17 protein-coding genes are annotated in these 21,503 nt (G+C 70.1%); 5 read left to right on the forward strand and 12 right to left on the reverse strand.

Going from position 1 to position 21,503, the window contains the following annotated elements; all coding sequences use genetic code 11:
* Positions 1-10 precede the first annotated feature (10 nt).
* Complete coding sequence (locus QMK34_RS20220) at positions 11-2,401, forward strand: Tex family protein (protein ID WP_326415689.1); 2,391 nt, start codon at positions 11-13, stop codon at positions 2,399-2,401.
* Positions 2,402-2,547: 146 nt separating this feature from the next.
* Here the strand turns inward: QMK34_RS20220 and trxA are convergent, their stop codons facing one another.
* The 5 genes from trxA to QMK34_RS20245 all read right to left on the reverse strand — a co-directional run bounded on the left by trxA (position 2,548) and on the right by QMK34_RS20245 (position 6,477).
* On the reverse strand, positions 2,548-2,895 hold the full coding sequence (trxA, locus tag QMK34_RS20225; protein WP_326415690.1) for a thioredoxin: 348 nt from the start codon (positions 2,893-2,895) through the stop codon (positions 2,548-2,550).
* Positions 2,895-3,308: a MerR family transcriptional regulator gene (locus QMK34_RS20230; protein ID WP_326415691.1), complete on the reverse strand. Its 414-nt coding sequence runs from the start codon at positions 3,306-3,308 to the stop codon at positions 2,895-2,897. Before QMK34_RS20230 ends, trxA begins: the two co-directional genes overlap by 1 nt.
* 81 nt (positions 3,309-3,389) lie before the next feature.
* A complete protein-coding gene (locus tag QMK34_RS20235; protein WP_326415692.1) occupies positions 3,390-4,004 on the reverse strand; it encodes a VOC family protein in 615 nt (204 codons plus the stop codon).
* Positions 4,005-4,034: 30 nt separating this feature from the next.
* A complete protein-coding gene (locus tag QMK34_RS20240; protein ID WP_326415693.1) occupies positions 4,035-4,658 on the reverse strand; it encodes a hydratase in 624 nt (207 codons plus the stop codon).
* Positions 4,659-4,746: 88 nt separating this feature from the next.
* Entirely contained in the window at positions 4,747-6,477 is a 1,731-nt protein-coding gene (locus QMK34_RS20245; protein WP_326415694.1) for an acyl-CoA dehydrogenase, read from the reverse strand.
* Positions 6,478-6,725: 248 nt separating this feature from the next.
* Between QMK34_RS20245 and QMK34_RS20250 the strand changes: the two genes are divergently transcribed.
* On the forward strand, positions 6,726-8,435 hold the full coding sequence (locus tag QMK34_RS20250; RefSeq protein WP_326415696.1) for a DEAD/DEAH box helicase: 1,710 nt from the start codon (positions 6,726-6,728) through the stop codon (positions 8,433-8,435).
* Between the two features lie 222 nt (positions 8,436-8,657).
* On the opposite strand, the gene QMK34_RS20255 is transcribed toward QMK34_RS20250, so the two are convergent.
* From QMK34_RS20255 to QMK34_RS20275, 5 genes are all read right to left on the reverse strand, one after another.
* Positions 8,658-9,599, reverse strand: coding sequence for an acyl-ACP desaturase (locus QMK34_RS20255; protein WP_326415698.1), 942 nt, complete (start codon positions 9,597-9,599; stop codon positions 8,658-8,660).
* Between the two features lie 444 nt (positions 9,600-10,043).
* Positions 10,044-10,949, reverse strand: coding sequence for an ABC transporter permease (locus tag QMK34_RS20260; protein WP_326415699.1), 906 nt, complete (start codon positions 10,947-10,949; stop codon positions 10,044-10,046).
* Positions 10,936-11,727 (reverse strand): ABC transporter ATP-binding protein, encoded by a 792-nt coding sequence (locus QMK34_RS20265; RefSeq protein ID WP_326415700.1) that lies wholly within the window; start codon positions 11,725-11,727, stop codon positions 10,936-10,938. Before QMK34_RS20265 ends, QMK34_RS20260 begins: the two co-directional genes overlap by 14 nt.
* 16 nt (positions 11,728-11,743) lie before the next feature.
* Positions 11,744-12,802 carry an ABC transporter substrate-binding protein gene (locus QMK34_RS20270; RefSeq protein WP_326415701.1) on the reverse strand — a complete coding sequence of 353 codons (1,059 nt, stop codon included), beginning with the start codon at positions 12,800-12,802 and terminating at the stop codon, positions 11,744-11,746.
* A gap of 85 nt (positions 12,803-12,887) precedes the next feature.
* A complete protein-coding gene (locus QMK34_RS20275; protein WP_326415702.1) occupies positions 12,888-14,294 on the reverse strand; it encodes a purine-cytosine permease family protein in 1,407 nt (468 codons plus the stop codon).
* An 83-nt stretch (positions 14,295-14,377) separates the two neighbouring features.
* On the opposite strand from QMK34_RS20275, the gene QMK34_RS20280 reads away from it, so the two are divergent.
* A complete protein-coding gene (locus tag QMK34_RS20280) occupies positions 14,378-14,809 on the forward strand; it encodes a type II toxin-antitoxin system Rv0910 family toxin (RefSeq protein ID WP_326415703.1) in 432 nt (143 codons plus the stop codon).
* 172 nt (positions 14,810-14,981) lie between these two features.
* Positions 14,982-16,511, forward strand: a complete 1,530-nt coding sequence (locus QMK34_RS20285) for a sensor histidine kinase (RefSeq protein WP_326415726.1) — start codon at positions 14,982-14,984, stop codon at positions 16,509-16,511.
* Between the two features lie 96 nt (positions 16,512-16,607).
* Here QMK34_RS20285 and QMK34_RS20290 read toward each other — a convergent pair whose 3' ends face one another.
* Both QMK34_RS20290 and QMK34_RS20295 read right to left on the reverse strand, forming a co-directional pair.
* Entirely contained in the window at positions 16,608-18,569 is a 1,962-nt protein-coding gene (locus QMK34_RS20290) for a S53 family peptidase (RefSeq protein WP_326415705.1), read from the reverse strand.
* Positions 18,570-18,836: 267 nt separating this feature from the next.
* The gene (locus QMK34_RS20295) at positions 18,837-20,015 is read right to left on the reverse strand and encodes an ROK family transcriptional regulator (protein ID WP_326415706.1); all 1,179 of its coding nucleotides are present in this window, start codon (positions 20,013-20,015) and stop codon (positions 18,837-18,839) included.
* A gap of 105 nt (positions 20,016-20,120) precedes the next feature.
* Between QMK34_RS20295 and QMK34_RS20300 the strand changes: the two genes are divergently transcribed.
* Positions 20,121-21,467, forward strand: a complete 1,347-nt coding sequence (locus QMK34_RS20300) for an MGH1-like glycoside hydrolase domain-containing protein (protein WP_326415707.1) — start codon at positions 20,121-20,123, stop codon at positions 21,465-21,467.
* The last annotated feature ends 36 nt before the right edge of the window (positions 21,468-21,503 follow it).

Raw genomic sequence — 21,503 nt, forward strand, 5'->3', positions numbered from 1 at the left:
GAGCGTGGCAGTGAGCTTGTTATCGGTCGAGCAGAAGATCGCCGAAGAACTCGGCGTGCGCGAAGGGCAGGTCAAGGCGGCGGTAGACCTGCTGGACGGCGGCTCGACGGTGCCGTTCATCGCGCGTTACCGCAAGGAAGTCACCGGGATGCTCGACGACGAGCAGCTCCGCAACCTCGAGGAACGGCTGCGCTACCTGCGTGAACTCGAGGAGCGGCGGACCTCGGTGCTGGAGTCGATCCGCAGCCAGGGCAAGCTCGACGAGGCGCTGGAAGCGCAGATCCTGGCGGCGGACACCAAGTCCCGCCTCGAGGACATCTACCTGCCGTTCAAGCCGAAGCGGCGCACCAAGGCGATGATCGCCCGCGAAGCAGGCCTGGAGCCGCTCGCCGACGGCCTGCTCAACGACCCGAACACCGACCCGCACGCGGCGGCGGCCGTGTTCGTGGACGCCGAAAAGGGCGTCGCGGACGCACAGGCCGCGCTCGACGGCGCGCGGTCGATCCTGGTCGAGCGCTTCGCCGAGGACGCCGACCTGATCGGCGAGCTGCGCGAAAAGATGTGGTCACAGGGCCGCCTGGCGTCGAAAATGCGCGAGGGCAAGGCCGAAGAGGGCGCGAAGTTCTCCGACTACTTCGAGTTCTCCGAGCCGTACACGAAGATGCCGTCGCACCGGATCCTCGCGATGTTCCGCGGGGAGAAGGAGGACGTCCTCGACCTCACGATGGAGCCCGAGGAACCCTCGGACGAGCCGCGGGTCGGCCCGACCGAGTACGAGAGGCGCATCGCGCAGCGCTTCGGCATCGCCGCGAACGGCCGCCCCGGCGACAAGTGGCTCACCGACACCGTCCGCTGGGCCTGGCGCACCAAGATCCTGCTGCACCTGGGCATCGACCTGCGGATGCGGCTGCGCCAGTCGGCCGAGGACGATGCCGTGCGCGTGTTCGCCTCGAACCTGCGCGATCTGCTGCTGGCCGCCCCGGCGGGCACCCGCGCGACGATGGGCCTCGACCCCGGGTTCCGCACGGGCGTCAAGGTGGCGATCGTCGACGCGACCGGCAAAGCCGTCGCGACGCACGTGATCTACCCGCACCAGCCGGTCAACAAGTGGGACAACTCGATCGCCGAACTGGCCGCGCTCGCGGCGCGGCACAAGGTCGACCTGATCGCGATCGGCAACGGCACCGCGTCGCGCGAGACCGACAAGCTCGCCGCCGAGCTGATCAAGAAGCACCCCGAGCTGAACCTGACCAAGGCCGTCGTCTCCGAGGCCGGCGCGTCGGTGTACTCCGCGTCCGCGTTCGCCTCGCAGGAGCTGCCCGGCATGGACGTGTCGCTGCGCGGCGCGGTGTCGATCGCGCGGCGTCTGCAGGACCCGCTGGCCGAGCTGGTGAAGATCGACCCGAAGTCGATCGGCGTCGGGCAGTACCAGCACGACCTTTCCGAGTCTTCGCTGTCGCGGTCGCTCGACGCGGTGGTCGAAGACTGCGTGAACGCCGTCGGCGTGGACGTCAACACCGCGTCCACACCCCTGCTGACCCGCGTTTCGGGCATCACCACCGGGCTGGCGGAGAACATCGTCGGCCACCGCGACCAGCACGGCCCGTTCCGCTCGCGCAGCGCGCTGAAGGAGGTCGCGCGGCTGGGCCCGAAGGCGTTCGAGCAGTGCGCGGGCTTCCTGCGGATCCCGGACGGCGACGATCCGCTCGACTCGTCGAGCGTGCACCCCGAGGCGTACCCGGTGGTCCGCCGGATCCTCACGACGGTGGGCACGGACCTGCGGGGCGTGATCGGCAACAGCCGGACGCTGCAGCAGGTGCGGCCGGAACAGTTCGTCGACGAGACCTTCGGGCTGCCGACGATCACCGACATCCTCGCGGAACTCGAGAAGCCGGGCCGTGACCCGCGTCCGGCGTTCAAGACCGCGACCTTCGCCGAGGGCGTCGACAAACTGTCCGATCTGAAGCCGGGAATGCGACTGGAGGGCGTGGTCACCAACGTGGCGGCGTTCGGCGCCTTCATCGACGTCGGCGTGCACCAGGATGGGCTCGCGCACGTCTCGGCGCTGTCGAAGAACTTCGTCAAGGACCCGCGTGAGGTCGTCAAGCCGGGTGACATCGTCAAGGTGAAGGTCCTCGAGGTCGACATCCCGCGCAAGCGGATCTCGCTGACGCTGCGCCTGGACGACGAGCCCCCGGCCGCGGGCGGCGATCAGCAGGATCGCCGTGGCGGCGGTGGCGGTGGCGGTCGCCAGCAGGGCGGCCAGGGCAACCGGCAGCAGGGTGGCGGCCAGGGCCGTGGTGGCCAGCAGGGCCGCGGCAGCTCGCGCGACAAGGGCGGTTCCAGCTCGGCGAGCGGTTCGATGGCCGACGCGCTGAAGCGGGCGGGATTCGGGAAGTAGCACGCTCCTGCTAAATCGGAAATAGCGCACTCCTGCTATAACGGCGCTCGAGTCGCTCACACAGCAACGACGTGAGGCCCACCGCGGCTTCCGCGGTGGGCCTGACGTCGTTGCTGCCCGGCTCCGAGTGGAGAGCCCGTAGCGCCTCACTCCCCGGCGAGCGCCTCGTCCAGTTCGGCGAGCAACCGGGCCTTCGTCCGCGTGCCGACGAAAACCCGCAACGGCTTGCCGTCGCGGAACAGCACCATCGTCGGCAAGGACATGACCTGGTAGGCCCGCATGGTCTCCGGGTTGGCGTCCGCGTCCAGTTTGCGGACGGTGAGCGACCCTTCGCGTTCGCCCGCGATCTCGGCGAGCACGGGGGCGATCATCCGGCACGGGCCGCACCACTTGGCCCAGAACTCCACCAGCGCGGGTTCGGCCCGCCGCAGAACCTCGGCGGTGAAGGTGTTGTCGGTGACCTCGGCGAGCGCGCCGGAAACGAGAGTGGACATCAATGCTCCTCACTTGGGGACGGCGCCACGACGCACGGGTCGGCGTGGCCTGATTCGTCCTGCCGGGTCAGCGCCTCGGCGAGTTTGCCGTGCAACTCGGCCCGCACAGCCCCCAACCGGCCAAGGAAGGCGTCGACCTCGGCGAGCTTGCGCCGGTAGACCTCGATCGAGTCGACGCAGGAGTCACCCGACTCGTGCCCGGCGCGCAGGCAGGCGACGAACGGCCGGGTGTCGTCGAGGGTGAAGCCGACCGTCTGCAGGGCCTGGATCTCGGTGACGAGCCGGAGGTCGTCCTCGTCGTATTCCCGGTAACCGTTGGCCGAGCGCTGTGCCCGCAGCAGGCCCTGTGCCTCGTAGAAACGCAGGGCACGGGTGGTCGTCCCGGTGCGCCGCGCGAGCTCGCCGATCAGCATGGTCCCGAGCGTAAACGTTGACGTGAGCGTCAAGGCAAACGCCGAAACCACGCTCCGGAGGAGCCCGGCGGACGGCGACCGTCAGCCGAGCCGCGCCATGAGCGCGGTGGTGTGCCCGTCCGGATCTTCGAAGAAGGCCATCCACTCCTCGACCCCCGACTCGTGCCGGAAGATCCGGTGCGGCGCACCCGCGAAGACGACTCCCTTGGCCGAAAGGCCTTCGTACGCCGCGGTGATGTCCGCGACCCTGAAGTACAGCACCGATTCGACGCCGACCTCCTCGACCGCGCTGAGGAACAGCCTCGTCCCGTCGCAGTCGAAGAAGGCGAGGTCGCCGAACGTATACAGGTGATCGAGGCCGAGGACTCCGCCGTAGAACGCGACCGCGCGCCCGAGGTCGCTGACCGTCCGCGACACCTGCCCGAGTGCTCCCAGCATCGGTCCTCCTCCTTCGCTCGGTCCGGCCCGCGCCAACGCGCTGTCCACGGGGACGCCTCGCCAGGTACGCAGCTCCGCGCGACTCGACAGGCCGAGCTTGCGCAGGGCGTTGGCGACGTGGAACTTGACCGCGTCCCGGCTGATGCCCCGGCGCTCGGCGATGACGCGGTTGGACATCCCGTGGCGCACCCCGTCGACCACCCGCCACTCGGCGGGGGTCAGCTGGTCGGGATGCCGCGGGCGGCCGCGCACGCTCACGGACGTGAGGTTAGCCCCGGAACCGCGGGATTACCCTCCCCCAGCGAACCGCGCCTCGACGGTGCCGAGATCGCCGAAATCGGCCAGCACGTGGCTCCCGGTGGTGATCGGCACCGGCGTGGTGGTCGTCCCGGTGGTGACGAAGTCGCCCGCGCGCAGCCGATGGCCCAGCCTGGGCAGTTCACCGGCCAGCCACCGCAGCGCGAACCGCGGATCGCCGAACACCACTCCGCCGGAGCCCCTGGCGAACTCCGCGCCGTCGAGGTAGGCGATCACCGGGTGCGCGGCCAGGTCCAGCTCACGCCAGCCCAGCACCTCGCGGCCCATGACGAACCGCGCGCTGCACGCGGCGTCGGCCATGACCTGTGCCTTGCCCGCGGCCACGTGGTCGGCGTAGCGGGAATCCGGCATCTCCAGCGCCAGCAGCAGCCGCCCCGCGAACAGGGTGTCGATCCCGAGGTACGCCCTGGCGTTTTCGGTGGTGGCCCCGATCTTCCAGCCGTACGACGGCCCGGCGAGCTCGGCCAGCCGGTCCTGCACGGCCATCGCGGCGAAGTCGTCACGCGGGCGGATGTCTTCGGGCAGCGCGGTCAGCCGCGTGCCGGTCTGCCAGGCGCACCAGAGCAGTTCCTGGGCACGAACGTCGGCGTCCATGGGCACGATCCTGTCAGTGGTGGGGCACTTTCCTCCGAAGGGACGCGAGGAAAGTGCCCTCACCGCGTTCGACGCGGGAAGCCCGCGCTCAGGGATTCATGGCGTAGGCGCCGGAAAGCCCGCGCACCTGCTCCCACACCCGCTCGAACCGCTGCGCGTCGACGACCGGGCGGCGTACGGCGGCCAGCGCCAGCTCCTGCTGCTTCTGGTTCGCGCCCGACTTGCCGTGCAGCTCCACCGCGGCGGCGCTGAAGTCCTGCACCAGCACGGCGAAGAGCTGGTCGACGACGTCGTGTTCGAGATCGGTCAGCTCCACCTGCTCCAGGATCAGCTGTCCGTACACCACGAGGGTGAACAGCTCGGTCAGCGCGAGGCCGAAGTCGAGGTCCGCCTGCTGCTTCTCGTCCGGAGTGGCCTCGGTGAGCAGCTGGATCAGCGCCTCGGCCTGCTCGGTGAACCGAGCGACGTTCGGGATCCCGGCGTTGCGCGCGTAAGCCTGGCGCCAATCGTGGAACCGCACCTTCGACAGCCCGCGCGCGGGGCCCTGGCGGAACAGGAAGTCGTCGTCGGCCGCGTCCTGACGCGTCACGACGGCCTCGTACTCCTCCGGCGCGAAGAGGTAGGCGGGCATGAACTTGCCGATCAGCGCGAGGTTGACCGCGACCGTGCCCTCGAGCTTCGGCAGACCGTCCACATCGGTCTTGGCCATCGCGATGTAGGTGTCGGTCTCGAATCCCTTGGCCGCCACCACATCCGCGACCAGGCCGATGACCGTCTGGGCCTGGGTGGTCACCTTCATCTTGGTGATGGGGTTGAACAGCAGGTAACGGCGGTCTTCGGGGCTCGCGGAGCGGAAGTAGTCCACGGCGCGGTCCGAGAACAGCTTCATCGCGATGAGCCGGGCGTACGCGTCGACGAACTGGCGGCGCACGTGCGGGAAGCCGGTGACCGGATTGCCGTAGAGGATCCGGTTGTGCGCGTGGGTGATCGATTCGTACAGCGAATGCGTCGCCATACCGATGCCGCCGAAGCACAGGTTGAACTTGCCGATGTTGACCGTGTTGAGCGCGGCACTGAAAGCGTCGGCGCCGACGTGGAGCATGTCCTCGGCGTGCACGGGGTAGTCCTCGAGCCGGAACTCGGCGACGTACATCTGCGAAGGCACGACGTTCTTGACCACGTGGTAGTTCGGGTGGTTCGAGTCGGCGTAGAAGAACACGTACTGGTCAGGACCCTCGACGCCGTCGATGCGGCCGAACACCGAGACGGTCTGCGCGCAGTTGCCGTTGCCGATGTAGTACTTCGAGCCGTTCGCGCGGTAGCCACCGCTGCCATCCGGGGTGAGCACCAGGTCCGAGGAGTAGATGTCGGCGCCGTGCTCCTTTTCGGATAGTCCGAACGCGGCCACGCCCCCGGCGGCCAGCGCGTCCGCGGCGCGTTTGCGGGCGACGTCGTTCCCGCTCTGCCACACCGGGCCAAGCCCGAGGATGGTGACCTGCCAGGGATACCAGTAGTTCAGCCCGTAGAAGCCGAGGATCTCCGACAGCGCGGCGACGCGGGCGGTGTCCCAGCGCTTGTCGGCGTCGCCGTCGGCGTTCGCGGCGGGCGTCAGGAAGGTCGAGAAGAGCCCCTCCTGGCCGGCGAACTCCAGGAAGTCGGCGTAGAACGTCTTGGCGTGGTAATCCTCGGTGAGTTTGCGCTTGCCCCGCTGTTCGAACCACTCGATGGTGGCACGCAGCAGACGGCGGGTCTCCGCGTCGAACTGGCGGGGGTCGTAGCCGGCCGGGTTCACCAGCAACTCCGTCGCGGTCTTGCTCATCAGGTCTCCCGTTCGCACTGACATCCGTACTTGCTACTGTTCGGTAACTTAGCAGAAGCGCGAGTGCGGGCAAGGTCACGTGATCGACGACGCGCCCATCAAGTACACTGACGATGCGGTCCGCCCAGTTCTGCCTCGGGCCGCGTTTCGTTGTCGACTACCACGCGCCGCGGCCGTCGAGGTCTGCGCCGGGCAGGACAACCCTTCTCACTTACGGAGATCCAGGGCGCCCAGCGCCCGAAAAACTGATGAGCGAACCCACTTTTGCTGAACTCGGCCTGCCCGCGAACCTTGTCACCGCGCTGACCGCGCAGGGCATCACCACGCCGTTCCCGATCCAGTCGGCCACGCTGCCGCACTCACTCGCGGGCCGCGACGTGCTCGGCCGGGGCCGCACCGGCTCCGGCAAGACCTACGGCTTCGTGCTGCCGGTGCTCGCGCGGCTCGCCGCCGGCCCGACGCGCCGCAAGCCCGGCCGCCCGCGCGCGCTGATCCTGGCGCCGACGCGTGAGCTGGCCACCCAGATCGAGGCCACCATCGCCCCGCTCGGCCAGGCACTGGGCCTGCGCACCATCACCGTCTTCGGTGGCGTCAGCCCGCAGCCGCAGATCACCAAGCTGCGTGACGGCGTCGACATCGTCGTCGCCTGCCCCGGCCGGCTCGCCGACCACATGCAGACCGGCCACGTGAAGCTCGACGCGATCGAGATCACCGTGCTCGACGAGGCCGACCACATGGCCGACCTCGGCTTCCTGCCGGTCGTGCGCCGGATCATGGACAAGACCCCCGAGCGCGGCCAGCGGATGCTGTTCTCCGCCACCCTCGACGGCGGCGTCGACGTGCTGGTCAAGCGCTTCATGACCGACCCGGTCACGCACAGCGTCGACTCGGCCCAGTCGCCGGTTTCGACCATGACGCACCACGTGCTGCACCTTGAGGAGACCCACCGCCTGCCGGTGCTGGTCGACCTGACCGCGGCGCCCGGCCGGACGCTGGTGTTCACCCGCACCAAGCACCGCGCCAAGCAGCTGACCCGCAAGCTCATCGCGTCCGGTGTCCCGGCCGTCGAGCTGCACGGGAACCTCGGGCAGAACGCCCGGACCCGCAACCTCGAGGCGTTCTCGTCCGGCGCGGCGAAGACGCTGGTCGCGACTGACATCGCGGCGCGCGGCATCCACGTCGACGACGTCACGCTGGTCATCCACGCCGACCCGCCGGTCGAGCACAAGGCGTACCTGCACCGCTCCGGCCGCACCGCTCGCGCGGGCGCCTCGGGCACCGTGGTGACGCTGATGACCGATGAGCAGGTCCATGACGTCCGCGACCTGACCCGCAAGGCCGGCATCAAGCCGACCACCACGCGGGTCAGCCCGGCGCACTCGCTGCTGGCGGAGCTCGCCCCCGGCGAGCGCACGTTCGACGCGTCCCCACGTCAGCCGATCGTCGACAACCGGCCCAAGAAGGTCTCCGCGAACGGGCAGGCCCGGCCGACCCGTGGCGCCGGCGACGACGTCCCGGCCAACCGGGGTGGCGCGGGTGCCCGCGGCGGTCGCGGTCGCGGCAACGACTCCCGTCCCTCGCGCGGCGCGAACCGCACGAAGGACGGCGGCCGTACCTCTCGCGGCGAAGGCGCTCCGGTTCGCTACACGTCTTCCGACTCGGGCTCGGGCTACACGTCCGGTTCCGAGTCCGGCGGCCGCTCGGGCTCCGGCTCGGGTGACGGCCGTCGTGGCGGTGCCGGTAACCAGTCCCGTGGCGGACGCGGTGCCGGTGGCCAGGCGCGTCGTGGCGCGTCCGAGAGTCAGCCCCGCCGTGGCGGTGCCACCGGGGGTTCCGGTGGCGGCCAGCGCGGCTCGGGTGCCGGAGCGCAGACCGGTGCGGCTCCCGCCCGGCGCAGCGGCGGCGCTGCGGCGTTCTCGGCGAGCACCCGCGCGGGCGGCCGGCGCTCGGGCCGGTAGCCCTTACGCACGAACGTAGAACTCAGGCCCGTGAATGCGGGACTCGCCGACCTCCGGCGAGTCCCCCGCTCACGGGCCTGAGTTCTGTCTCCAGGGGCCCGAGTTCGCCGTACCGGCACACGTACGCGAAACGCGGACACGCCCCGGGCTCCGTGGGGAGTCCGGGCGTGTCCGCGGGTTGTGCACAGGTGTCCGCAAGCTGGGGACAGCTGGGGACGGGCGTCAGAAGGCGGGGACGCCCTTCGCGGCGGCGCGGGCTTCGGAGGCCGCGCGGCGCTCGACGAAGCGGGAGGCCTGGGTGTCGAGGTTGGTCAGGAACGCCGAGAGCTCCTCGCGGGCCTTCTCGCCGACCTCGCCGAGACCTTCCAGCTCGAAGACCTTCCAGTACCGCAGCAGCGGCCAGATGACGTCGTCGTGGTGGATGCGCAGGTCGTAGATGCCCGCCTTCGCCATCGCGGCGGCCTTGCGGACGAAGCTCGGGATGACCGCGCCGGGCATCTGGAACTGGACGACCTCGTCGGTGATCGCGCGCATCATCGCGTCCGGCTCGATCTCCAGGGACGCCGTCACCAGGTTCCGGTAGAAGACCATGTGGAGGTTCTCGTCGGTCGAGACCCGCGTGAGCAGCTTCTCGGCCATCGGGTCCTTCGTGTACTTGCCCGTGTTCCGGTGCGAAAGCCGTGTCGCGAGCTCCTGGAACGACACGTACGCCATGACGTTGAGCAGCTGCTTGTCACCGCTGTCATACCCGGCCTGCATGGTCTCCATGCGCATCCGCTCGAGCTCCACCGGGTCGACCGCGCGGGTGACCAGCAGGTAGTCGCGGATGCAGATGCCGTGGCGCCCCTCCTCGGCCGTCCACCGGTGCACCCAGGTGCCCCACGCGCCGTCGCGGCCGAAGGCGCGCTCGATCTCGCGGTGGTAGCTGGGCAGGTTGTCCTCGGTGAGGAGGTTGACCTCCAGCGCGGTCCGCGCGATCGGCGTCACGCGCGACTGCTCCGGGTCCCACTCCTCGCCCCCGAGCTCGGCGAAGTTCTTCCCCTCACTCCACGGCACGTACTCGTGCGGCATCCATTCCTTGGCCACCGCGAGGTGCCGGTTGAGGTTCTCCTCGACCGTCCCCTCGAGCTCGTACATCAGCCGGGTGCTGTCGGGGACCGTCATACGCTTTCGTCCTTCCGGGGCGGGACTTACTTACGGCACCGTAACCTACGGAACCGTAGGTCTGAAGAACGAACGGTGTGACCCGTTCGTTCCCGCAGTGAGCTTCGGCACCAGCCGCTCCACCGCCTACGGCAGGCTCTGCGCCATGCCGACCGAGATCGACGCGCCGAGCGGCGGCTCCTCGCGACTGGCGAACAGATCGAGCCGCTCCGAGGGTACGTCAGCGGCGTGCTACCTGGGCTTCGCGAGTCCCACTCCGGCTTTTTATAGCTCACCCGTGCCATAAAAGCCGTCACCGCGAAAGCTGTCCCCCGCCACTCGCCGGACAGGCGCCAGTACGGCGTCCCGGTGGGACAGCCTGAGGGTGATCATCCAAGTCGGCGAGCAGCGCAAAACGGACACGCGTCGAAAGGCGGCATGCGTCGGAGAGTGCCCGGCCAACCCCTAGAACGAGCCGGTCAGCCCTCGCGCCCTGAGCACCGCACGCTCGGCGGGCCGGAAGATCGCGAGCTCGATCCCGACGCCGACCAGCAGGATCAGGAAGATCGCCGCGATCACGGCCGGCATGCTGTTGAACGACGACCCCTGGTTCAGATAGGTCCCGAGGCCGGTCCCGAGCTGCGGAGACACCGCGATCAGCTCCGCCGCCATCAGGGAGCGCCACGAGAACGCCCACCCCTGCTTCAACCCGGCGAGGAACCCTGGCAACGCGGCGGGCAGCAGGATGTGCCGCGCGGACGCCAGCCGGTTCGCCCCCATCACCTGGCCGACACGGGGCAGGATCGGCGGGATCTGGTCGATGCCCGAAACCAGCCCGTTCGCGATCGACGGCACGGAGCCGAGCAGCACGACGAAGTAGATCGCGCCGTCGTTGACCCCGAACCAGATCACCGCGGCGGGCACCCAGGCGACCGACGGCAGGCTCTGCAGGCCGGACAGCAGCGGCCCGATGGCCGCCCTCACCACGCGGACCTTGGCCACCAGGAGCCCCAGCGGCGTGCCGATCAGCACCCCGGCGAGGAACCCGAGCGCGGCGCGGTGCACCGAGGTCCAGACGAACCCGAACACCCGGCCGTCGACGACCGTGCTCCAGAACTCGTCCCACACCGCCAGCGGGGCGGGCAACGTCGTCTCCGGCCAGAAGGCGGCGGACCACAGGATCTGCCAGACGACGATCAGCAGCGCCAGCGCCGCGACCGGCGGGAGGACGCCCCATAGGAACCGCTTCCAGCCGCTTTCCCTGCGCTCCCCGGTCGGGGTGTCGAGGGTGTCGAGCCCGGCCCCGACGGCGTCACTGCGGGAGTCTTCGTCGGGGCTGGTCCCTGGTTCGATCCGGTCAAGCTGCGGCATGGGTGCTGATCACTTCTCGCAGATGACCGGTGATCTCCTCGGCCAGCTCGGCGGCATCGGCGGCCGGGACGTCGGTCCATTCGCGGACCACCCGGCCGGGACGGGAGGACAGCAGCACCACGCGCTGGCCGAGCCGGACGGCCTCACGGACGTCGTGGGTCACGAAGAGCACGGACGTGCCGGTGCTGCGATACACCCGCAGGAGCTCGCCCTGCAGGACGTCGCGGGTGATGGCGTCGAGCGCGGCGAACGGCTCGTCCATCAGCAGCAGCGCCTGGTCCTGGTCTCCGCCGACACGCAGGGTCGCGGCGAGCGCCCTGGCCAGCGCGACCCGCTGCCGCATCCCGCCGGACAGCTCGTGCGGCCGCTTGCCGCCCGCTCCGCCGAGACGCACCAGCTCCAGGAGCTCGGCCGCCTTCTCACGACGTTCGGCGCGGCCGAAGCCGGCGAGGCGGAGCGGGAGCTCCACGTTGCGGGACGCGGTCAGCCACGGCATCAGCGCGGCCTCCTGGAACATGACCGCGGGGCGCGAGGTGGTGAGCGTGATGGTGCCCTCGGTCGGCTGGTCCAGCCCGGCGACGAGGTTGAGCAGCGTGCTCTTACCGCAGCCGGACGCGCCGAGCAGGCAGACGAATTCGCCCGGTGCGACGGTCAGGTCCATGCCGTCGAGCGCGACGACCGCCCGGCCGGTGCGGCCGAACGCCTTGCGCACGCCCTCCAGGCGCACCGCGGCCCTGGTGGCCGCGACCGTGGGGTCTTCCTCGAGTGTGATGGTCATCGCGATCACCCTCCTGCTACTTGGTCAGCGCCGGCGCGTCGACGGCCGGTTGGCCCGCGGCCTTGAGTACGTCGTTGAGCGCGCCGAAGTCGGCGAAACCCTTGAGATTCACGACCTGCTTGACCACGCCCGCGGTCACCGAGTCCTGCGCGAGCTGCGGGAACTCGGCGGCGATCGGGTCGGTGGTCAATTCGATCCCGGAGAATGCCCTGTCCAGGACGGCGGGGGTGAGCGTGCTGCCCGCGAGCTCCTTGAGCGCGCCGTTGATCACCGTTTTGGCGTCGGCCGGGTTCGCCTTGGCCCATTCGTTGGCCGCGAGTTCGCCCTTCAGCACGGCGCGGACGGTGTCCGGGTGCTGCTGCAGGAACTCGCTGCGCACGATCACGACGGTCGAGGGGAACCGGCCGCCCGGCCACAGGGTCTTTTCGTCGACGAGGACCTTCGCACCGGCATCGTTCACCAGGCGGGACGCCCACGGCTCGGGCAGCCAGCCGCCGTCGACGTCACCCTTCTTGAACGCGTCCAGGGTCTTCGGGTTGTCGAGGTTCGTGATCTTGACCTGGTCGGTGAGCTTCGCCCCGGCCAGGTACTTCTTCAGCGCGACGTCCTGGGTGTTGGCCAGCTGCGGGGTGGCCAGCGTCTTGCCCTTGAGCTGCTCCGGGCTGGTGATGTCGGGCTTGACCACGAGCTGCGCGCCGCCGGACACCGCGCCGGAGACGAGCTGGATGGCGCCCTTCGACTTGGTGAAGGCGTTGATCGCCGGTCCCGAGCCGATGTAGGCGATGTCCAGCGATCTCCCCAGCAGCGCGTTGACCTCCTCGGGGCCCGCGTTGAACACCTGCGTGGTCAGCTTGGTCGAGCCGAGTTCCTTGGAGAAGAAGTCCTTCTTCACGCCGAGCAGCGCGGGCGCGTGCGTCACGTTCGGGAAGAAGCCGAGACGCACCTCACCGGCGGCGCCAGCGTTCTGCGCGGGGGCTGCGTTGCTGTCCGCGCGTGAGCACCCGGCCAGACCTGCCAGCACGGTCAGCGCGGCCAACGCCGTGGCCAGTGAACGAGATCTGTGGTGGGTGCGCACGGGAACGGAACCTCTCGACGGGGGTGTCCGCCGAGAGTCGCACGCGTGTCCGGTTCAGCGCATCGTCATCCGAATGGCGGGAAAATCAGTGAGAGCCCTTGACAGGACGCTCGTTCTGGATAGGGGCGCTCCGGGCACGAAGAGGCAGGTAGATCAGCAGCGTGACCACGAAACCGACGTAGTACGCGAGGTCGGCACCGTGCAGGGCCGCGGCGACCGGGCCGGTGAAGATCGACGTGTTCATGAACGGCACCGCGGCCGCGAAACCCAGCACGAACGCCACCAGCGCAGCCCACCACCGGCCCGGTCGCGCCGTCTGCTCGACCGGGCCGAACCGGCCGCCGCCGCGCGTCCTGGTCAGCCAGTCCGGGACCACCACGCCGAGGAACGGCGGGATCCAGTAGCTGACGAACAGCAGCACGTTCTCGAATTTCGCGGACAACTCGCCACTGTGCATCCACAGGATCAGCGCGAACGCGACCAGGGTCACCAGCACGGCCGAGACCGGCCGCCGCACCCGGACCCCAACGGTCTGCAGCGCGAGGGAGCCGCTGTAGTCGTTCATCGCGTTGGAGGACACCGAGGCCAGCGCGATCACGAGCAGCGCCAGCGCGCCGAGGACGCCGCCGCCCATCAGCGTCCGCACCCCGGACGCGGTCTGGTCGCCCAGCGCGCTGCCCAGAGCCAGCCCGAGGCCCTCCCCGATCGTGTAAGACGCGGTGAGGCCGAGCAGAGTGAACCAGAACACCCGCGCCGACGAGGTCTTCGCCGGCAGGTAGCGGCTGAAGTCGGAGGCGTAGGGCGCCCACGAGATGGCCAGGCTGAGCGTGATCGTGGAGAACAACACGATCGCCCCGGCCAGCTCGCCGCCGACGACGCTGTCGGAGAACACGATCGGATGCCCGCTGACCACCTTGACCGCCAGCACGACGAAGGCGACCCCGAGCACCGCGCTCATCACCGCCTGCACCCGGTGGATGACCTCGTAACCGAACACCCCGAGCGCGCACTGCAGGACCAGGATGACCAGCACCGCGAGCCAGAACGGCAGCCCGGTCAGCTCGGCCAGCGCCTCGCCGCCGAACAGCCCGACGAGCGCGTCCCAGGCGATCGACCCGAGCCACTGCAGCAGCCCCGGCAGCACCACCCCGCGCCCGAACGGCAGCCTGGACAGCGGGAGCTGCCCGATCCCGGTCCGCGGACCCCAGGTGCTCAGGTACGCCACCGGCAGCGAGCCGAGCAGCGTCCCCGCGAGCATCACGATCAGGCCAGTGGTGAAGCCCAGCCCCAGCCCGGCACCGAGGGTGCCGGTGAACACCGCCGTCATCGTGAGGTTCGGCGCGAACCAGACCGTGAACAGCCGCCACGGGGCGCCGAACCGGTTGTCCTCCGGGATCGGCGCGATGCCGTGCGATTCGATCGCGAGGTCCCCGGTGCCCGAGGGCATCCGCCCGCCGAAAACGTCGGCGTCCAGTCCCGACCCGCTGCCCATGCCGCACTCCCGCTCACTCGTCTCGCGGATGAACCTAGGGCCCGCTACGGTGCAGCGCAGCATCGACCGGCGAAGGAGCGGCTGTGGCCAAGGTGAGTGTGACCGCGAACATGCCGGTGAGCCCCGCGCGGGCCTGGGAGACGGCGTCGGACCTGAGCCGGTTCGGCGACTGGCTGACCCTGCACGACGGCTGGCGCGGGCAGCTGCCCGACGAGATCACCGTCGGCACCGTGCTCACCTCGGTCGTGTCGGTGAAGGGCATGCGTAACCGCATCGACTGGTCGGTGGGCACCTTCGCGCCACCGGAGCTGATCACGCTGTCCGGGGTGGGCAAGGCCGGGGTCAAGGTGACCCTCGCGCTCGCCGTCCACCCCGCGGGCGACGGCTCGGCGATGTCGATCGACGCCGAGTTCTCCGCGCCGGGGCTGTTCGGCCCGATCGGCTCCGCGGTCGGCCGGGCGCTCAAGGGCGACCTGCGCACCTCGCTGGACCGCTTCGCCGCGCTCGCCGCCTGACGCGGTCCCGGCGACGCCGGGCCGGCGCCGGATGTAACGGAAACCGCCGAACGGACGAATCATGGTTATCCGCGGCCGTCCTGGACGCCGCACGTGCTGGAAATTCACCGCCTGAATTCACCGCCTAGCGCCGGAGGGGTCCGTGGCGGCGACACAACCACGCGCGACGGCGATGGTCGGCGTGCTCACCGCCGGTCTCGCGATGGGCGTGGCCGCCATGACGCTGAAGATCGCCGACGGCACCCACTCCGCGCTCGACACGGCGCTGAGCACCACCACCGGCTTCCTGTTCCTGGTCGCGGGCGCGGTCGCGCACGTCCGCCGTCCGTCGAACCCGATCGGGCTGCTCATCGCGCTGTCCGGGGTCGCACTGTTCGCCGAGGACCTCAAGTTCTCGGCGAACGCGGTGGTGTTCACCCTCGGCATCGCGGTGACCTCGGCCTCGGCGCCGGTGATCGCCCACCTGGTGGTCGCCTTCCCGCACGGCTATCTGCGCTCCCGCTGGGAACGCCTGCTCGTGGTGGCGGCCTACCTCGCGGTGTTCGGCTCCTCCCTGCTGTTCCTGCTGTTCAGCGTCCAGCCTCGCGACCTGCTCAGCGTCGATCCGAGCCCGGCCACCACCCAGCTGGCCAACCGCCTGCTGGAGGTCGCGGGCGCGATCATCTCGACCGGCGTCGTGGTGCTGCTGCTCTACCGGTGGCTCGGCGAGCGGCTTCCCCAGCGGCGCCTGCTGTCCCCGGTGGTCGCCATCGCGCTGATCGGCGCGGTCACCTCGGCGGTGGGCAGCGCGCTGGGCAACAACAGCCCGGCCGCGCAGCCACTGCTGCAGATCTACCGGTTTTCGTTCTGCCTGTGGCCGCTGGCCTTCCTGGTGGGCGTGCTGCGCGCGCGGGTCGGCAACGCGGAGATGACCCGGCTGCTGCTCGAACGCGACGGCACCGGGCTGGCCGAGCTGGTCCAGGACGACGGCGTGTGGAAGGACTCCCGTTCGCTCGACGCGCTCAACGCGGCCGCCGGGCTGGTGCTGGACAACCAGCGGCTCACCGCGGAACTCGAGCAGCGCCTGGCCGAGGTGCGCGCGTCACGGGCCCGGATCGTCGCCGCCGGCGACGAGGAGCGGAGACGGATCGAACGGGACCTGCACGACGGCGCGCAGCAGCGGCTGGTCAGCGTGGTCCTGCTGCTGCGCATGGCGGAACGCCGGCTGCACGACGAGCTTCCGCCCGAGGTCGCCGCGCTGATGACCACCACGGTGCACGAGCTGCAGGCCGCGATCATCGAGCTGCGCGAGCTCGCCAGGGGGATCCGCCCGGTGATCCTCACCGAGGCGGGGCTGGTCGCCGCCGTGCGGTCGCTGTTGGACCGGATCCCGGTCACCGTCGAGCTGTCGGTGGCTTCGGTCCCCCGCGTCGACGCGGCCGTCGAGGCGACGGCGTACTTCGTGGTGTCCGAGGCGATCACGAACGCGCTCAAGCACGCACGGGCCGAGCACATCCGGGTGCTGATCGTCGTGCGGGAGTCCGGGCTGCGGGTCGAGATCGGGGACGACGGCGTCGGCTCGGCCGACATCGACGGCGGATCCGGCCTGAACGGGCTGCGGGACAGGGTCCGCGCGCTCGGCGGCGAGCTCAGCGTGCGGAGCAAGACGGGCTGGGGCACGACGGTCGCCGCGGTCATCCCGCTGGACGGCCACCCGCTCTAGCGGCTCGGCGCGAGTCGCTCCAAAACGCCCTGAAGGCCACCTTCACAGCGTCAGACGCTGTGAAGGTGGCCTTCAGGGGCAGGAACCGGCTACTGGTTAGACCAGCAACAAGAACAGCAGGCCGTTCGGCGCGCCGAGACCGGTCACGTCGTCGTAGCCCTTGGTGGTGTGGATGGTCAGGTTGCCGTAGTCCAGCGTCCGGGCCGAGGTGAGCAGACCCGCGGAGGCGTCCACGCTGTTGGCGTAGTCGACCCGCTCGACGGCGGCGTCGACGTGCTTGATGTCGCTGATCGCGGAGGTGCGCGAGGTCAGCTTGTAGATCACCGGGTTGATGAACCCGTGGTGGAAGTGATCGAAGCTGTCCGCGACCGCCATGATGCCGGCGAAGACCGGCGACGCGAGGCTGGTGCCGCCGATGCGGTACTGGTCGTAGTACGCGCCGTCCGGGAAGGTCTGCGTCTGGCCGACCAGGAAACCGGTGTTCGGGTCGCCGATCGCCGAGATGTCCGGCACGACGCGGCCCTTGGTCTTGCCGGTCTGGTTCTTCGTCGACAGCGCGTCCGGCACTACGCCCTTCTGGTAGAAGGGCTGGGTGAACAGGCGGCTGGTGCCGCCACCGGAACCAGAGGTGTAGTTGACCGGGCCGTAGACGCCGTTGGCCAGCGAGCTCTTGCCGGTCTCCCAGCCGGTCTCGAAGATGCGCTTGCCGTCCTTGCCGATGGCGATGCTGGTGCCGCCGACCGCGGTGATCCACGGCGCCGAAGCGGAGTAGTCCGCCGACGGCGTGCCGAGGCGCGCCACCTCGTCGCCGTTGTCGCCGGAGGAGAAGTACACGCCGATGCCCTCGAGCACGGCCTGGATGGAGATCTGGTTGAACGCCTTGACCTCGTCGGCGGGGATGTCCTCGCCGGTGTCGCCGTAGGAGTTCGAGATGATGTCGGCCTTGTGGCCGGCGACGACGTAGTTCAGGGCCGTGTCGAGCGAGAGGTCCTGGCAGTCGGCGCCACCGACGAAGAGGATGTCCGCGCCCGGCGCGAGGCCGTGCGCGGCCTCGACGTCGAGGGTCTCTTCGCCGTACCAACCGGCGGCGTCACACTGGTCAGGAGCCTCGGAGCCCGGGGTGGGCGGGAAGACCTTCTGCGAGAACTGCGAAGCCTTCAGCGGGTGCGCCGGGTCGTTCTTCCTGGCGTACTGGCTGGCGTCGGCGTAGATGGTCGGCGAAGCGAAGGCGTCGACGATCGCGATCGTCGTGCCCTTGCCGTCGGCACCGACCTTGTCGACGCCGTAGGCCGAGCGAAGCTGCCCGGGGGTGTAACCACACGGGGCGTAGGGCAAGTTCTTGCCGTTGAAGGCCGGGTCGGTCGTGTCGGTCTTCTCGCCGTAGTAGGCGCTGCACGGCCGGGCGTTGCGGAAGCCGGGGCCGGGCGCGACGTCCGAGGGCTGTGCGGCGGACTTGCGCTGCGCGCCCGCGGCGTCCTTGCCGTCGGTGTGGTCCGGCTTGAACAGGCTGGTGGCCTGGTCGACGCCGATAACGCCGAGCACGTCGTTGGACAGGTTGGCGGGAACCGAAAGGTTCTTGTCCGCGGCACGCAGCGTCTGTCCCTTGACGGCATATTTGCCGAGCTGGACGTTGAATGCCTTCTGCACCTGGTCGGCGGATCCGGTCGCCGTGACATACGCACGGTTGGACGGAATTTCACCAATGGCGAATCCGCTGCCGGAAAGCCAGGAACGCACGGAGTTCACGGTCGCGTCGCTCGCGGCGAACTGATCGCGGACCTGGTCCGGGTTCAGGAACTTGCGGTAGTTCGCACTGTCCGGATCGGACACGGACTGTGCGAGCGCCTCGGCGCCGCCCTGGTCACGCAGGTTCAGGTACACCCGGAAGCTCAGGTTCGAGGCGGGAGCCGTGTCGGCCACCTTCGCCTGCGGATTCGCCCACAGCGGGTGCGACTGGGGAATGTCCGCCCTGGTCTGGGCGGAAGCCGTGGCCGGCACGGTCGCGGCTAATCCTCCCACCACCGCGAGCGACAGGAAAAAGGTAAGACTTCTTCGCACAGTGACTCCTCTTGGAAAGCAGACCGGACTGCGCCGAAACACCGGATGAGACTAGAACCGGCCTCGCCCGCAGGGAAGAAGAATGCACAAGAGAGACAGACCGTTATCGGGACGGAATTCATCTCCACTTCAGTGGACACTGGCGATAACAGCCTGGGAATCCGTTTTGTCCCTTCCCGGTGGGCCGATATGCGCGAACACGCGAAAATAGTCCGTTTCGCCGCCGGCACGCCGGAATAGCCCCGGAACACCCGGAAGCCGGTTCCGCTACCTACTTTCGGCTGAAACGAGACGGCGATCGACGGCGGCGGGCGCGAACACCGACTCGACCACCATCGAACAGGCCCCGCTCAGTGCGGCGCCGTCCCCGCGGCCGCCGATCTCGATGCGCAGGCTCTGCGTCGCCCGCGGCAGCGCGCGCCGATAAAGCACCTCGCGCACGCCGGTGACGAAATGCGGCTCGGCGAGGTCCCCGGCGATCACCAGCACCCCGGGGTTCATCACGCACACCAGCGTCGCCAGCACCTCGCCGACCTGCCTGCCCGCGACCTGGGCGAGCCGCACGGCGGCGGGCTCCCCCGCGACGATCCGCTCCCGCACCCCCGAGCCCGACGCGGTCGGCAGCCCCTGCTCGGTCAGCCGCGCGGCCAGCGCGCCCCCGCCGGCCACCGCGGCGAGACAGCCCAGCGAGCCGCACATGCACCGCGCGTCGGGGTGGTCCGGCAGCCGGATGTGCCCGATGTCGCCGGCACCGCCGTCGATCCCGCGGTAGACCTCGCCGCCGATCACCAGCCCGGCGCCGATCCCGGTGGAAACCTTCACGAGCACGAGCGAACGGCAGTCGGGGTGCCGCGTCCGCTGCGCGCCGAGCGCCATCAGGTTGGCGTCGTTGTCGACCAGCACCGGCGCCGCGTGCCGGGCGGCGAGGTAGTCGCCGATCGGGAAGCCGTCCCAGCCGGGCATGATCGGCGGCTGGGTGACGCGGACCAGGCCGGGATCCACCGGACCCGGCACGGAAAGGCCGATCCCGCACACCTCCCGCGGCTCGCGGCCGCATTCGCCGAGCAGCGCGTCGAACCACTTCGCGATCCGGTCCAGCACGGGCTCCGGGCCGTCGGCGACCCGCAGCGGCCCGGCGCGGCGCGCCAATGGCCTGCCGGACAGGTCGGTGACCGCGGCCTCCGCGTGCATGGTGTCGATGCTCGCCGCCAGCACGACCGCGTGCTGGTCGTCGAACCGAAGCTGCCGGGCCGGACGCCCGCCGGTGGAGTCCTCGTGCCCGGATTCGGTGAGCAGGCCCGACGCCTGGAGCAGCTCCAGGCGCCCGGTCAGCGTCGAACGCGACAGCCCGCTGCGGTTCTGCAGCGCCTTGCGGGTGGTGGCCTGGCCCGTGCGGACCAGGTGCAGCAGCTCGCCCGCGGTGACGGGCGCCGGACCGCCGCTCATGCCTGACTCATCTTTTCGCCGCCCCTTGGGTGTGGTGCACATCATCGCAGGAGGACCACTTTTGTCCATTGACAAGACATAAGGTCGAGATAAATTGGACACATCATGGAAACATTGCGCGCGAGCACGCTCAACGGGACCACCGGTTCCTGGACCACGACCCCGGGCTTCACCGAGGTGGAAAGCGGGCTGCGCGCGGCGGCCACGCGGGTTCTGGACGAAAACTGGCTCGGCTCGTCGACCGTGCCCTCGCGCGGGCTCTACCCGCACCAGTGGAGCTGGGACTCGGCGTTCATCTCGTTCGGCCTGCGCCACCACGCGCCCGAGCGGGCTCGCCTCGAGCTGCTGACGCTGTTCTCCGCGCAGTGGCCGGACGGGCGCGTGCCGCACATCGTGTTCAATCCGGACACCCCGGACGAGGCCTACTTCCCCGGTCCCGGGTTTTGGCACACCGGTGCTACATCCGGTCTCGTCCAGCCGCCGATCCACGCGCGGGCCGTGTGGGAGGTCCACCAGGCGGCCGAGGACCAGTCGTCGGCCGCGGAGTTCCTCGCGACGCTTTACCCGAAGCTCGTCGCCTGGCACGCCTACCTGCTCGGCAACCGTGACTTCGGCGGCCGGGGGCTGGTGTCGATCGTGCACCCGTGGGAGTCGGGCATGGACAACAGTCCGGCCTGGGACGGCCCCCTCGCCCACGTGCGGCCGGTCGATCCGGCGCAGTTCATCCGGCGCGACCTCGAACACGGCGACGCCGCCGACCGGCCGAGCGACGTCGACTACGGGCGCTACGTGCGGCTCGCCGCCGGGTACCGCGACGTCGGCTACCGCGACGAGCGGTGGCCACTTTTCGGCGACGGCTTCACCGTGGAGGACCCGGCGTTCAACGCACTGCTCGCCGACGCCGAACTCGCGCTGGGCCGGATAGCGGGCGCGCTCGGCCTCCCGGGAGCGGCGGCCGGGCACCGCGAGACCGCCGCACGGCTCACCCAGGCACTAGTCGAAACCCTGTGGGACGACGAAGCAGGCTTCTTCTTCGCACGCGACGTCCGCACGGGCGAGCGCGCCAGGGAGTACACCTGCGGCGGGTTGATCCCCCTGGTATTGCCGGGACTGCCGGTCGCGCCCGCCCTGCTCGCCACCGCGACCGGCCCGCGGTTCGGCGTCGGCCGGGTGCTGGGCGCACCGAGCTACGACCTCACCGCGCCCGGGTTCGACGCGGCCCGGTACTGGCGCGGGCCGTCGTGGTTCAACGTCGGCTGGCTGGTCCGGCTGGGTCTGCTCGCCCACGGCGAGCGCGCGCTCGCGGAGCGGCTGCGGTCGGACCTGCTGGAAGCGGCCTGGCGCGCGGATTTCGCCGAGTACACCGACCCGCTGACCGGCGAGGGCCACGGCTCCCGGTCCTTCGGCTGGACGGCCGCGCTGACCCTCGACCTGCTGGCCGAAAGTCGCTGAAGCGCCGACGGAGGCGCGTGCGGACCTGATCCGGGC

The organism is Amycolatopsis sp. H20-H5 (assembly GCF_035828755.1).
Classification (GTDB): Bacteria; Actinomycetota; Actinomycetes; order Mycobacteriales; family Pseudonocardiaceae; genus Amycolatopsis.

Excerpts from the sequence above, each read along its gene's own strand:
- QMK34_RS20285 (WP_326415726.1), top strand. The coding sequence starts at position 14,982 with ATGGTCGGCGTGCTCACCGCCGGTCTCGCGATGGGCGTGGCCGCCATG.
- QMK34_RS20265 (WP_326415700.1), bottom strand. The coding sequence starts at position 11,727 with ATGACCATCACACTCGAGGAAGACCCCACGGTCGCGGCCACCAGGGCC.
- QMK34_RS20245 (WP_326415694.1), bottom strand. The coding sequence starts at position 6,477 with ATGAGCAAGACCGCGACGGAGTTGCTGGTGAACCCGGCCGGCTACGAC.
- QMK34_RS20275 (WP_326415702.1), bottom strand. The coding sequence starts at position 14,294 with ATGGGCAGCGGGTCGGGACTGGACGCCGACGTTTTCGGCGGGCGGATG.
- QMK34_RS20300 (WP_326415707.1), top strand. The coding sequence starts at position 20,121 with ATGGAAACATTGCGCGCGAGCACGCTCAACGGGACCACCGGTTCCTGG.
- QMK34_RS20250 (WP_326415696.1), top strand. The coding sequence starts at position 6,726 with ATGAGCGAACCCACTTTTGCTGAACTCGGCCTGCCCGCGAACCTTGTC.
- QMK34_RS20260 (WP_326415699.1), bottom strand. The coding sequence starts at position 10,949 with ATGCCGCAGCTTGACCGGATCGAACCAGGGACCAGCCCCGACGAAGAC.
- QMK34_RS20255 (WP_326415698.1), bottom strand. The coding sequence starts at position 9,599 with ATGACGGTCCCCGACAGCACCCGGCTGATGTACGAGCTCGAGGGGACG.
- QMK34_RS20230 (WP_326415691.1), bottom strand. The coding sequence starts at position 3,308 with ATGCTGATCGGCGAGCTCGCGCGGCGCACCGGGACGACCACCCGTGCC.
- QMK34_RS20295 (WP_326415706.1), bottom strand. The coding sequence starts at position 20,015 with ATGAGCGGCGGTCCGGCGCCCGTCACCGCGGGCGAGCTGCTGCACCTG.
- QMK34_RS20240 (WP_326415693.1), bottom strand. The coding sequence starts at position 4,658 with ATGGACGCCGACGTTCGTGCCCAGGAACTGCTCTGGTGCGCCTGGCAG.
- trxA (WP_326415690.1), bottom strand. The coding sequence starts at position 2,895 with ATGTCCACTCTCGTTTCCGGCGCGCTCGCCGAGGTCACCGACAACACC.